General features: G+C 72.4%; 10 protein-coding genes. 1 reads left to right on the top strand and 9 read right to left on the bottom strand.

What is annotated here, in order from left to right:
- Positions 1-46: 46 nt before the first annotated feature.
- From infC to ABZ635_RS18085, 9 genes are all read right to left on the bottom strand, one after another.
- Entirely contained in the window at positions 47-613 is a 567-nt protein-coding gene (infC, locus tag ABZ635_RS18125; protein WP_357766274.1) for a translation initiation factor IF-3, read from the bottom strand.
- 410 nt (positions 614-1,023) lie between these two features.
- Complete coding sequence (locus ABZ635_RS18120) at positions 1,024-1,863, bottom strand: shikimate dehydrogenase (protein WP_357766202.1); 840 nt, start codon at positions 1,861-1,863, stop codon at positions 1,024-1,026.
- Positions 1,860-4,175 carry an endolytic transglycosylase MltG gene (mltG, locus tag ABZ635_RS18115; protein ID WP_357766199.1) on the bottom strand — a complete coding sequence of 772 codons (2,316 nt, stop codon included), beginning with the start codon at positions 4,173-4,175 and terminating at the stop codon, positions 1,860-1,862. Before mltG ends, ABZ635_RS18120 begins: the two co-directional genes overlap by 4 nt.
- Positions 4,172-4,660, bottom strand: a complete 489-nt coding sequence (gene ruvX, locus ABZ635_RS18110) for a Holliday junction resolvase RuvX (RefSeq protein ID WP_357766196.1) — start codon at positions 4,658-4,660, stop codon at positions 4,172-4,174. The genes mltG and ruvX overlap by 4 nt, the downstream gene beginning before the upstream one ends.
- Positions 4,661-5,188: 528 nt before the next feature.
- Complete coding sequence (alaS, locus tag ABZ635_RS18105; RefSeq protein ID WP_357766194.1) at positions 5,189-7,855, bottom strand: alanine--tRNA ligase; 2,667 nt, start codon at positions 7,853-7,855, stop codon at positions 5,189-5,191.
- A 317-nt stretch (positions 7,856-8,172) separates the two neighbouring features.
- On the bottom strand, positions 8,173-8,805 hold the full coding sequence (locus tag ABZ635_RS18100; RefSeq protein WP_357766191.1) for a hypothetical protein: 633 nt from the start codon (positions 8,803-8,805) through the stop codon (positions 8,173-8,175).
- Between the two features lie 123 nt (positions 8,806-8,928).
- Positions 8,929-9,486 carry a hypothetical protein gene (locus tag ABZ635_RS18095; RefSeq protein WP_357766189.1) on the bottom strand — a complete coding sequence of 186 codons (558 nt, stop codon included), beginning with the start codon at positions 9,484-9,486 and terminating at the stop codon, positions 8,929-8,931.
- Positions 9,487-9,633: 147 nt separating this feature from the next.
- Positions 9,634-9,912, bottom strand: coding sequence for a DUF6167 family protein (locus tag ABZ635_RS18090; protein ID WP_357766187.1), 279 nt, complete (start codon positions 9,910-9,912; stop codon positions 9,634-9,636).
- On the bottom strand, positions 9,909-10,301 hold the full coding sequence (locus ABZ635_RS18085; protein WP_357766184.1) for a DUF948 domain-containing protein: 393 nt from the start codon (positions 10,299-10,301) through the stop codon (positions 9,909-9,911). Before ABZ635_RS18085 ends, ABZ635_RS18090 begins: the two co-directional genes overlap by 4 nt.
- Positions 10,302-10,711: 410 nt before the next feature.
- Between ABZ635_RS18085 and ABZ635_RS18080 the strand changes: the two genes are divergently transcribed.
- The gene (locus tag ABZ635_RS18080) at positions 10,712-12,283 is read left to right on the top strand and encodes a serine/threonine-protein kinase (RefSeq protein ID WP_357766181.1); all 1,572 of its coding nucleotides are present in this window, start codon (positions 10,712-10,714) and stop codon (positions 12,281-12,283) included.
- Positions 12,284-12,288: the final 5 nt, after the last annotated feature.

Genomic DNA, 12,288 nt, shown 5'->3' with positions numbered 1-12,288 from the left:
CGTCGCCTTGACGGCGCCCGGGCGGTGGGGGACTTCCCCTGGCGCCTTACGCCTGGTCGCGCTCGTCGCGGCGGGTCTTGTCCCCCGCCGCCGCACGGGCCTCGGCCTTGTGCTCGGAACGCCGCTTGTGCGGACCGATCACCATGACCATGTTGCGGCCGTCCTGCTTGGGCTGGGACTCGACCGTGCCGAGATCCCGGACGTCCTCGGCAAGACGCGCCAGCAGCCTGCGCCCGAGCTCGGGCCTGGACTGCTCGCGGCCACGGAACATGATCGTCACCTTGACCTTGTCCCCGCTCTTGAGGAACCGGACGACGTGACCCTTCTTGGTCTCGTAGTCGTGCGGGTCGATCTTCGGGCGGAGCTTGATCTCCTTGATGATCGTGTTCGACTGGTTCTTGCGCGACTCACGGGCCTTGACCGCGGACTCGTACTTGAACTTGCCGTAGTCCATCAGCTTCGCGACCGGCGGGCGCGCGGTCGGCGCGACCTCGACGAGGTCGAGGTCCGACTCCTGGGCCAGACGCAGCGCGTCCTGCACGGAGACGATTCCGACCTGCTCACCGTTGGGTCCGACGAGTCGGACCTCGGGCACCCGGATACGGTCATTGATGCGGGGCTCTGTGCTGATGAGACCCCTCCCTAGCTTTCTCGGATTACCTGGGACCGGCCGTCCACCCTGGGGTGGTCGGCCTGTTCGACCGGGTCGCCCGTGCTTGTTCAGGCCACCCGCCCGCGTTGGGGTCTCACCAGAAACGAGAAACCCCGCCAGCGTGTGCAAGCGGGGCGATCCGACCGGATGTTCACGACGGAGCCGCACACCGGGCCGCCGGAACCCGTACACGGGTGCCCGACGATCACGGGGCGGTGTGCCCGTCGTCTGACCGGAACCCACACGGACGGAGTCCGGTAGGTGGGAGGATCATCTCCGCTTGCGGCTCCGGTGTGTCGGACACACCGGACCAAGTCGATGGCTCCCACTATACAGGGCCCGGCGACCACACGGCCACCGCGCCCCGTGCGTCAGCTCCCGGGGCGGGCGGAGCGCCGGAGCAGCTCCGCCTCCCCGGCTGCCCGCATGGCCTCCACCGGGGCCTTGTCGACCCCCGTCATCAGCCGGACCTGCGCCGCGGCCTGGTGCAGGAGCATGGGGAACCCGCCGACCACGCGCCCGCCACGGCGGGCGACCGCCGCGGCGACGGCGGTGGGCCAGGGGTCGTAGACCACGTCGAACAGGTCGGCGCGAGAGGCCGCGACGCGCTCGGCCCACCCGTCCGTGGCCCCCGAGGGCAGGGTGGAGACCACCAGGTCGACGTCCAGGTGGCGGTCGATCTCCGCCAGCGGGGCCACACGGACCGGCCTGCGGAGCCGCTCGGCGGCGGACGTGACCTCACCGGTCCGCCCGGTGTCACGGGCCAGGACGGTGACCGGACCGGTCGCACCCAGTTCCCTCAGGGCGGCCAGGGCCGAGGCCGCGGTGGCCCCGGCGCCCAGCACGACCGTGCTCGCGGGGACCGGCACGCCCGCCTCGGTCAGCGCGGTCGCGATCCCTTCGACGTCGGTGTTGGCGGCCGCCCACCCCGCCGCGCTCCGGACCAGCGTGTTGGCTCCGCCGACCTCCCTGGCGAGGGAGGAGACCTCCCCGGCCAGGTCCATGGCCCGGCGCTTGAGCGGCATGGTCAGGGACAGCCCGGCCCACTCGGACCGGTCCAGACCCTTGAGGAAGGGCGCGAGCCCCTCCTCGTCGCACTCGAACCGGCCGTAGGACCACTCCCCGAGGCCCAGGGCCGCGTAGGCGGCCGTGTGCAGGACCGGCGAGAGGGAGTGGGCCACCGGCGAGCCCAGGACCGCGGCGCGTGTCACTCGCCGTCCCCTCCGCTGCCGCCGCCCCAGGTCTCCTGGAAGCGCTCCTTGAGGACCTCGAACTCCGCGTGGGTCTCGGCGAACTCGGTGACGCCGTTGTCCGGGTCGGTGGCCACGAAGTACAGCCACTCGCCCTCCTCCGGGTCCAGGGCCGCCTCGATGGCCTCCTGGCCGGGGGCCACGAACGGTCCGGGGATGAGACCGGTGCTGAAGTAGGTGTCGAACCCGCTGGTGTCGTCCCGGCACCGGGCCAGCTGATCGTTGTTGAGCGCGATGCCGTACTCGCCGATGGCGAAGAAGCAGGTGCTGTCCATCTGGAGCGGCATGTCGATGTCCAGGCGGTTGTGCACCACCCGCGAGATCTTCGGCATGTCCTCGCTGCGGCCGCTCTCGGCCTGCACGATGGACGCGATCGCCATGATCTCGTTCGCGTCGTAGCCGATGTCCGCGGCCCGTTCCTCCAGGTTCGACTCCTCGGCGACCCGCTTGTGCTGGGTGATCATCGTGCGCAGCATCGACAGGGCGTCGGTGTCCGGCTCGAAGCGGTAGGTGGAGGGGAACAGGTACCCGGCCGGTCCCTCGGTCGCGTAGTCGGGGAGGTTGAGGTCCTCGGTACTGCCGTAGGCCTCCTCCAGCTCCTCCAACGGAACGCCCAGTTCCTCGGAGACCATCTGGAGCACCTGTTCGGAACGCAGGCCCTCGCGGATGGTCACCCGCCCGCCGAGCCGGTTGTCCGGGTCGAACAGGGCGGCGACCGCGCTCTCACCGCTCATGCCCTCGGCAAGGGAGTAGGTGCCGGGCACCAGGCCCTCCGAGCCGAGGGCATTGGTGAAGGCCCGCACACTGGCGACCACGCCCTGGTCCACGAGGCTCTGCGCGATGGCGGTACCGCTCTCGCCCTCGGCGATACGGAAGACGACCTCGCCCTCGCCGTCGCCGGAGAAGTCCGGCGGGAAGACGTAGGCGCGCGCGACCCCGTAGCCTCCGCCCGCCACGACGAGCAGCAGGACGAGGGCGAGCACGACCACCATGCCCTTGCTCTTCCGGCGCTTCTTCGGTTTGCCCTTGTTGAGCCGGGCCGCCTGCGCGGCCTTGGCACGTTTGGCGCGCTTGCGGTTGGCGCGGCTGTTGCCGTAGGTGGCGGCGATGTCCTCGAGGCTGTCCTCTTCGTAGAGGTCCTCCTCGGGCTCCTCCTCCACCTCGGGTTCGGGTTCGGGCTCGGCGCGGCGGCCGCGCCTGGACCTGCGGCGGCCGCGACGTCCCTTGGGCTCCTCGTCCTCGGGTTCCTGTGCGAGGAAGGAGCCGGTGTCCGTGAGGTGTTCCTCGTCCTCGTCCAGGTGGGAGAGCTCCGCGAAGGCCCCGGTGTCGGTGACCGGTGCGGTCGCGAACGCGCCGGTGTCCTCGGGCTCCTCCTCGACGCGCGAACGACGGCGGCCCCGACGCCCCGACGGCGCCTCCGGCTCCGGCTCCGGCTCGGGCTCGGGTTCCGGGGCCCGGAAGGCACCGGTGTCCTCCGGCTCCGGCTCCGCCCGACGCGAACGACGGCGGCCGCGACGCCCCGCGGGCTCCTCCGGCTCGGGCTCCCGGGACCGGAACGCACCGGTGTCGCCCTGGGGCTCGGGCGGGGTCTCCTGGGCACGCCGACGCCGGCCCCGACGGCTCTGCGGTTCCTCTACGGGGGGCTCGGCGCCGAAGGCGTCGGACTCCTCGGCGTCGTCGCCCCAGAAGGCGGAACGCGGTTCCTCGGGCTGCTCCGCGCGGGCGCGCCGGGCCCGGCGCGGGGGCTGTTCCCGGGCGGGCGGTTCGGCGTCGGCAGGGGCGCCCGCAGGAGCGCGCGAGGCGCTCTGGGCACCGCCGAGGTTGGCCAGGGCCGCCAGGGCGTCCTGCGTCGCGTCGGGACCCGGGCGCTGCTGGCCTCCGGTGTCGGGCGGTGACGCCTGGGCGGGCCGCCCCGGGGCCTGGCCGCCGCGCGCGGCGCGCCCCCCTCGCAGGGCGTCGGCCGCGCCGAACCGGCGTGGAGGGGCCGCGTGCGGGTCGTCGTTCCACGGGGTCTCGTCGGCGGGCGGCTCGGCCCTGCGTCGGCGTCCCGGGGCGGGCCGCCCCGGGGCCTGGCCGCCGTACCCGCCGGTGTGCCCGAACTCACCCGTCCCCGGCTCCTCGGCCCGGGTGTTGGGTCCGGGTTCGGGGCGTGCGCGGCGACCGCGCGAGGGCGGTTGCGCGGGAAGGGGGTCGGACAGCGGGTCGTAGTCGTAGCCGCCCTCGCGGTCGGCGCGTCCACGGCGGGGATCGGGGTAGTCATCCCTGTCGGTCATGAATCTCCCTGGCTTGCACGGACGATCTCGCCCGGGGGATGGCCTGTCGACCGTTCCTGGTCCAAGGCGCTCTGCAAGAGCACGGTGGCGGCCGCCTGGTCGATGACCGAGCGGCGGGCCCTGCCGCCCCTGGCCCCCTTCTTCCCGAAGGAGGCGCCCGAGAGCAACTGCCCCTGCGCGGTCACCGTGGTGAGGCGTTCGTCCACGAGCCGGACGGGGACCGGGTCGAGGAGTCGGGCGAGGGTGTTCGCGAACTCGCGGGCGGAGCGGGCCGCCGGTCCCTCCTGGCCGGACAGGGAGGCGGGGTAGCCCACGACGACCTCGCGGGCCTCCTTCTCCAGCACGAGGAGGGCGATGCGCTGGACGTCGCCCCTGCCCCTCGGGACCGTTTCGACCGGGCTGGCCAGTACGCCGCTCGGGTCGCTGGCGGCGACGCCGATACGCGCGTTGCCCGGATCGATGGCCAGGCGCACACCGTGTCTCACGAGGTCGCCTCCTCCTGTGTGGGGGCGCTGCTCGCACGGGCCGTACCGTCGACGGCACAGCACCGTTGTCGGGAAATCCTCAACACGGTGGTCCTGTTCATCAGCTGGATCGCGGGAATCTCCGCGCAGACAGCCATGTGATCGGCTGTGACGCGCCACAGTATGCCCGATTCGCAGACGGTACGCAGCTTCACCCGGGCAACCCGCACCGGCTCGTCCGGTCCCGGTGTCCGGGGCCCCGCGCGGGTCGTGCCGGTGGGTGGCGGTGGACGCCCCCGCGATCCGAGTCTAGGTCACCGTGGTCGCGCGAGGCGTGTGGACGGACGGTGTCGGGCCCTCGCGCCCACGGTGCGGCGGCGCGCCCCCGCACCGGTCGGCGGCGCGACGTCGGCTTGGTCACACGCGAGGCACCGTCGGAACGGTGCGCCGCAGGGGGCGGACGACGCGGTCCTGTGTGCGGGGGGCGGGCGGACCGCGCTCCGTGTCCACCAGAGGCACGGAGCGCGGTCGGACGGCCGTCGCGGGTACCTAGGCGCCCGCGACACGCGCCTCCACGGCGCGCAGGGCCTCGTCCACCCTGGTCGCGTCGGTACCGCCGCCCTGGGCGATGTCGGGCTTGCCGCCGCCACCGCCGCCGAGGGCGCGGGCCGCGACGCCCACGAGTTCGCCCGCCTTGATCCCGGCCTTCTGCGCCGCCTTGTTCGCGGCGATGACGACGACCGGCCGGTCCTTGGGCACGGCGGTCATCGCGACGACCACGGGCTCGTCCTCGCCGAGGCGCCCGCGCACGTCCAGGACCAGCTTGCGCAGGTCGTCGCCGCTGGCACCCTCGGGCGCCTCGGTCGCGACGACCAGCGCCGAGCCGTGGCGGCGGGCACCGGCCGCGAGGGCGCCCGCGGCCTGGAGTACCTGGGCCGCGCGCAGCTTCTCGATCTCCTTCTCGGCGGCGCGCAGCCGCGAGACCATGGTGTCGATGCGCTCGGGCAGTTCCTCACGCGGGGTCTTGAGCTGCTCCGAGAGCTGGCCGACCAGGGCCGACTCCTTGGACAGGCGCCGGAACGCGTCCACGCCCACGGCGGCCTCGACACGACGCACACCCGAGCCGATGGAGGACTCCCCCAGGAGCTTGACGATGCCGAGCCGCGCGGTGGAGCCGACGTGCGTGCCGCCGCAGAGCTCGACCGAGTAGTCGCTCATCTCCACGACCCGCACGCGGTCGCCGTACTTCTCCCCGAACATGGCCAGGGCACCCATCTTCAGCGCCTCGTCCAGGCTCTTCTCCTCGGTCCGGACCGCGATGTCACCGGCGAGGACGGTGTTGACCTCCTCCTCGACCTCGGCCAGGCGTTCGCCGCCCAGCGCGTTGTCGGCGGTGAAGTCGAACCGCAGCTGGCCGGGGCGGTTCTCCGAACCGGCCTGACCGGCGGAGGGGCCGATCGCGTTGCGCAGCGCCGAGTGGATCAGGTGGGTGGCCGAGTGGGAGCGCTCGATGGCGTGACGACGGCCGGTGTCGATCCGCGCGTGCACGGAGTCGTCCAGGACGACCTCACCGGAACGCACGGTGCCCCGGTGCACGAACAGGCCGGGGAGCGGCTTCTGGACGTCCTCGACGTCCACCACGCCGCGCCCGTCGACGGTGAGGGTGCCGGTGTCGGCGAGCTGGCCGCCGCTCTCCCCGTAGAACGGGGTGCGGTCCAGGACGATCTCGACCTTGTCGCCCGCCCGCGCCGCCGGGACTCCCTCGCCGTCCACCACGATGCCCTTGACGCTGGCGTCGCTCTCGGACTCGGTGTAGCCGAGGAACTCGGTGTTCCCGGCGTTCTCGTGCATACGCGCGTAGAGCGAGATGTCGGCGTTGCCGAGCTTCTTCGCCTTGGCGTCGGCCTTGGCGGTGTCCTTCTGGCGCTGCATGAGCTCCCGGAAGGCACCCTCGTCGACGCTGAGGCCCTGTTCGGCCGCCATCTCCAGGGTGAGGTCGATGGGGAAGCCGTAGGTGTCGTGGAGCTGGAAGGCGTCCACACCCGAGAACACGGTGCCGCCCTCGGCGCGGGTGCGCTCGGCGGCGCGGCCGAACAGGGTCGTGCCCGCGCGGAGGGTGTCCGCGAAGTTGCGCTCCTCGTTGTCGATGACACCGTGGACGACGTCGGCCTTGTCGAGCAGGTCCGGGTAGATGTCCTTCATCGCGTCGATGCTGACACCGGTCAGCTCGTGCAGGAAGAAGGAGTCGGTGCCCGAGAGCAGGCGCAGGTTGCGGATCGAGCGGCGCAGGATACGGCGCAGGACGTACCCGGCCTTCTCGTTGCCGGGCTTGACCCCGTCGCCGACGAGCATGACGGCGCTGCGCACGTGGTCGGCGACGACGCGGAGCATGACGTCCTGGTCGTGGTCGTCGCCGTAGGAGGTACCGGTCAGCTCCGCGGCGCGGTGCAGCACGCGGCCGATGATGTCGGTCTCGTAGATGTTGTCGACGCCCTGGAGGACCGCCGCCAGGCGCTCCAGGCCCAGGCCGGTGTCGATGTTCTTCTTGGGCAGTTCACCGAGGATCGGGTACTCCTTGCCGGAGCCCTCACCCCGCTCGTACTGCATGAAGACGAGGTTCCAGATCTCGATGTAGCGGTTCTCGTCCGCCTCGGGGCCGCCCTCGACCCCGTACTCGGGGCCGCGGTCGTAGAAGATCTCGGAGCAGGGGCCGCAGGGACCCGGCACGCCCATGTCCCAGTAGTTCTCCTCCTTGCCCATGCGCTGGATGCGCTCGGGCCGGACCCCGACCACGTCGCGCCAGATGGTCGCGGCCTCGTCGTCGTCCAGGTAGACGGTCACCCACAGCTTCTCGGGGTCGATCCCGAAGCCGCCCTCGGCCACCGGGGTGGTGACGAGCTCCCACGCCAGCGGGATCGCCCGCTCCTTGAAGTAGTCCCCGAAAGAGAAGTTGCCCAGCATCTGGAAGAACGTGGCGTGCCGGGAGGTCTTGCCGACCTCCTCGATGTCCTTGGTGCGGATGCACTTCTGGACGCTGGTGGCCGTGCTGTAGGACGGTGTGCGCTGACCCAGGAAGTAGGGCTTGAAGGGGACCATGCCTGCGGGCACCAGCAGCAGCGTGGGGTCCTCGGCGATCAGGCTTGCCGAGGGCACCACGGTGTGTCCGTTCTTCTCGAAGAAACTGAGGAAGCGGCGCGCGATCTCTGCCGTCTCCATTGATGCCCTCCTGTGCTTGGCTCCGCCGCTGCGTGGCGGCGGGGTTGTCCCTGGGTGGGACCGTGGTCACGCGTGGTCGGTAGGGGCCCATCGTAGAGGGGACCGCCACGTCTGCGCGCATGGTCTGCGGTGGCCGCCGAGGACCCGCGCCATCGATGACGACGGCGTCGGCCCGGCCGTTCCCAGGCTATCGCCGCTGGCCACCGGCGCATCCCCGAACGGGGACGGGAACGCCGAGGGGCCCGGCGGTCTCCCGCCGGGCCCCTCACCGGTCGTTCCGGCTCCGCCGCCGGTGCGACCGGCGGCGACGCGCGCGCCTAGACGCCGTAGAACCGGCGCACGGACGGGGCGAACATCAACCCGGTCATGGTGGCGTGGAACGCCAGCGGAACCACGTTGGACGGGGCGGTCTCCATGGCCAGCGCGGAGATGACGCCGAGCACCAGGAACAGCGAGGCGACGATGTTGAAGGCGACGACGCCCCAGTAGACGCCCTTCTTCTGCTGACCCATCTTCGTGGCGAGCACCGTGGAGATGATGCCGTAGGTGAGCGGGATCAGCGCGAAGAGGAAGCCGAGGGCGCCCAGGGCACCCACCATCCCCATGATGTCGGCGCCGCCCGTCTCGCTGGCGCTGTTGGCCGCCACGCCCACCCCCACGCCGAGCATGACCACCACGGCCAGGATCAGGCCGAGGAGGATGCCCACGGGGCCGCCGATGAACATGAGCACGCGCACGGTGACGCCCGGGCCCGGAAGGGTCGCGGGGGCGCCGGGGGCACCGTTGAAGTGCGGGGGCGGCACGGGGCCACCGGGGGCGCCGTAGGGCTGGGCGGGGCCGTGACCGTGGGGCACGGGCTGCTGGGGATAGCCGTAGCCGCCCTGCTGGGGCTGGGGCGGCTGCCCCTGGCCGTAGGGCTGCTGGGGGCCTGAGGGAGGCGTGGAATACACCTTGGTCCTCTCTGAGGAATCGTGTGGACAGCGGGAAGATCTCGACAGAGACAGACCCTGGAGGGGAGTCCCGCCGGGGCAGGGGCGGGTGACCGCGCTGTGCGGCTCAGTAAGCTGTGCGGCTCAGTAACCGGGGTGGTGGCCGGTCGGCGCGGGCTTGTAGTAGGCGCGGGTGACCGGGACCACCATCAGCACGATCATGCCGATCGCGAAGAACAGCGGGATGACCGATGCGATCGCTCCGGTGAACAGGTTGACGAGCAGCACGAGCGCGGCCAGGGCCTGGAAGACGACGATCGACCACAGGACACCGCCGCCGCGCCGCCCCATGACCGAGGCCAGGACGGTGGAGGCAATGCCGTACACCAACATGATGCCACCCATGATCGCCATGAAGGCGACGACGTCGGCCGGGTCCATGTAGACGCCCGACTCCCCGACGCCCTCGGCGAAGCCCTGGCTGAACTCGTTGTCACCGCCGGCGAGGAGGGCCATCAGGAGGACGAGACCGCCGAAGAGCAGGCCGAACACACCGCCGATGAACATCAGCACGCGCACCGTGATGGCGGTACCGGGCATCTTGGCCGGACCCTGCGGGACGCCGGGGTAGCCCGGCTGGCCCTGGTTGTAGGGGTCGTGACCACCGGGGTACGGGCCCTGGGGCGGTTGTGGCGGGTACATGGCGCTTCCTCCGTCTTGCACTGGTGCGACAACCCTACAGACGCACGTCACAGGGCTGTGGTTCGCGAACGCGACATAACGATCCGACGGATCGCGCCCCCGCCCGGTTCCCTCGTTGTCCCAGGTTGTTCCCGTGACGGCTGGTGGCTACTCCCGCCCGGGCAGACCCCGGCGGGGAGGGTCCTCGGACCGCTCCAGGCGCGGCGAGGGAGCGTAGCGCCGCAGCAGCTGCGCCTCCTCCTCGCGCACGGCCTCCGCGAGATCCTCGTTGAGCTCCTGGAGGGCGCCCCGGTACTCGACCACCCGGTCCTCCACCCGGTCGGCGATGCCCCCGGGTGTCATGGCCCGGCGCGCCCGGTGGGCCCGGTGGACGGCGTAGCCGCCGATCGCGGCCCCCGCGGCCAGGTAGAACAGGCGGCCGATCACCGGTTCTCCCTCCTCTTGCGTCCCCGTACGACGGCCAGGGCCTTACGGCGGCCCAGGACCCGGCGGACGGCGTAGGTGAACGAGGCGACCCGCACCAGGGGGCCGGTGAACACCGAACGGGTGAGCGCGGTCATCGTGGACACGTCCTCCGAGGAGGCCTGCACGTTGGCGGTGATCTCCTCGACCCGCTCCAGCGAGGTGTTCGTGCGCTCCACCGTGGAGGCCACGTCGTCCAGTAGGGGCGGGGTCCGCTCCCCGAGGTCGGAGACGACCTTGGTGGTCGCGTTGATGAGCTTGATCAGTTTGACGAGCGCCACGCACAGGAACGTGGCCAGCACCGCCCAGACCACCGCTGCGACCAGCGCGGCGACCTCTCCTCCGGTCAGCATGAAGGCTCCGTAGGGCAGATAGAGGGTTGCTTCGAGGGTGTGTGAACGGTCCCCGCGCGCGCTCGGGCGCGCACCGGACACCGAGGACGGGTCCGGGGGCCAGCGATCGCGCCGGGTCGGGGCACCCGTTCCGCGCCCCGCCGCCGTGGCCTCGGCGGGCCGGGCGGCTGGTTTCGGCTGACCCTATCGCGTCCGGTACCGGGGCGTGTGGGCGCGCCACGGTGTGGCTCGCGACGAGAACGGCCGCACGCCCGACTCGTCCCGGTTCGAGAGGGCCGGTTCCGAGGCGGGATCGACGCGACGGCGGGCTTCGGCGAGAATCCTCGCCGGGACGGTTCTTGACTACGATGTCCGGAACCAGGGCACGCCCCGCAGCCGCTCGCTGGCCCAGAAGCACCGACAGGACACCCATGAGCCCCCGTTCTCCACGCGAGATCTCCGTACTGGTACCCCCGGACCTGGCACCCCTCTACCCGGACGACCCGGCGCGGATCGGTCCCTACCTCGTCCTCGGACGGCTGGGGCAGGGTTCCACCGGCACGGTCTACGCCGCCGTGGACGCCACCTCCGCCACGGCCGGGGACCGCCTGGTCGCCGTCAAGCTCCTCGGTTCGCCCGACCTCGACTCCCCCGACGCCTACCCGGCGCTCGCCCGGAGGCTGCGCAACCTGTCGCAGGTCGACTCCGCGCGGGTGGTCACCCCCCTGGCCTTCGACGCGGACGCCAACCCCCCGTGGATGTCCATGCCCTATCTCGCCGGTCAGCGGCTGTCCCACTACGTGACCAGGCGCGGCGGTATCGGGACGGGCAAGCTGATCGCCCTGTCGACCGCGCTGGCGGAGGGCCTGTCGGCGCTGCACGCCCGGGGGGTGGCCCACGGTTCCCTGCGTCCCAGCGAGGTCCTGCTGGAGTCACACGGACCGCACATCATGGAGTGCGCGCTCGCGCCCAGGGCGGAGCGCCTGCGCGGTTCGGGGGCCACCTGGCTGAGCCCCGAACGGTACTCGGGCGGGGCACCGTCACCCGCCGCGGACGTGTTCGCCTGGGGCGCCGTGGTGGCGTTCGCCGGAACCGGACGTCTGCCGTTCGGCCCGGGGGAGCCCGAGGAGATCGCCGAGCGGGTGGCCTCCGGGGAGTTCGCCCTGGACGGCCTGCCGAAGGGGCTGCGCCCCGTCGTGGGGCGTGCGCTGGACCCCGACCCGGACCGGCGGCCCGGTCTGCGCGAGGTGACCGGAGCGGTGATCGCGGTATGGCAGACGGAGGGCGGCGACGGCACGGGAGGGGAGACGGGCTCGGCCGGGGGCCGCGAGGCGGTGGGGCGCCTGCTCGAACGCGAGTGGCACGCCGTGGAGCCGCCCGCTCGTGTGCCCGAGGTGATCCGGTTGGAAGGGCGGATGGGCCGCCGCCGTCCCGCGCGCGCACTGGTGCTGACGGGCGCGCTGTCGGTGGCGGCGCTCCTGGTGGGCGGAGGCGTGTGGGGGGTCGCGCAGGTGGTCGGCGACGGCGCGGAGGCGGACCCCGTCGCCGACGGGACCTCGGAGGCGCCCGAGGACGAGCCGGTCCCCGACGAGGAGCCGGGTACCCTGCTGGTCCGCATCGATCCCGCCGACCAGGCGGAGCCCGAGCCCGGCCAGGAGGAGCGGACCTGGGTGTACACGCCGGTGACGCGCGACGACGAGATCCCGCGCGGCCAGGGCATCCCGAGCCACGAGGCGTGGGCGGAGCAGTGGCGGGAGGCCGGCGAGCCCGGCGAGGTGGTGATCCGGCCCGACGCCGAGGTCAGGTGCGCGCGGTTCTGCGCCGCCCCCGAACACGTCTTCCTGGACGAGGAGGCGCGCGGCACCTGGGACCAGACCGGTCGTGACCTGATCGACCACCTGGCCTGGGGGCCGGTGATGATCGTGGAGCTGACCTTCGCCGAGGACCACGAGGGCGAGGGGCCCCGGGAGGCGGTGGAGGTCGTGGAGCTGTTCTCCGACTGAGCGGG

The sequence above is a fragment of the Nocardiopsis sp. NPDC007018 genome (assembly GCF_040635075.1).
In the GTDB taxonomy this organism is placed as follows: Bacteria; Actinomycetota; Actinomycetes; order Streptosporangiales; family Streptosporangiaceae; genus Nocardiopsis.
The sequence above is the reverse complement of the archived record's forward strand: the minus strand, read 5'-3'. Positions and strand labels throughout refer to the sequence as shown.

Bases quoted from the DNA above. Each gene is read 5' to 3' on its own strand.
- ABZ635_RS18085 (WP_357766184.1), bottom strand. From the start codon at position 10,301: ATGCTGACCGGAGGAGAGGTCGCCGCGCTGGTCGCAGCGGTGGTCTGG.
- ABZ635_RS18080 (WP_357766181.1), top strand. From the start codon at position 10,712: ATGAGCCCCCGTTCTCCACGCGAGATCTCCGTACTGGTACCCCCGGAC.
- ABZ635_RS18095 (WP_357766189.1), bottom strand. From the start codon at position 9,486: ATGTACCCGCCACAACCGCCCCAGGGCCCGTACCCCGGTGGTCACGAC.
- alaS (WP_357766194.1), bottom strand. From the start codon at position 7,855: ATGGAGACGGCAGAGATCGCGCGCCGCTTCCTCAGTTTCTTCGAGAAG.
- mltG (WP_357766199.1), bottom strand. From the start codon at position 4,175: ATGACCGACAGGGATGACTACCCCGATCCCCGCCGTGGACGCGCCGAC.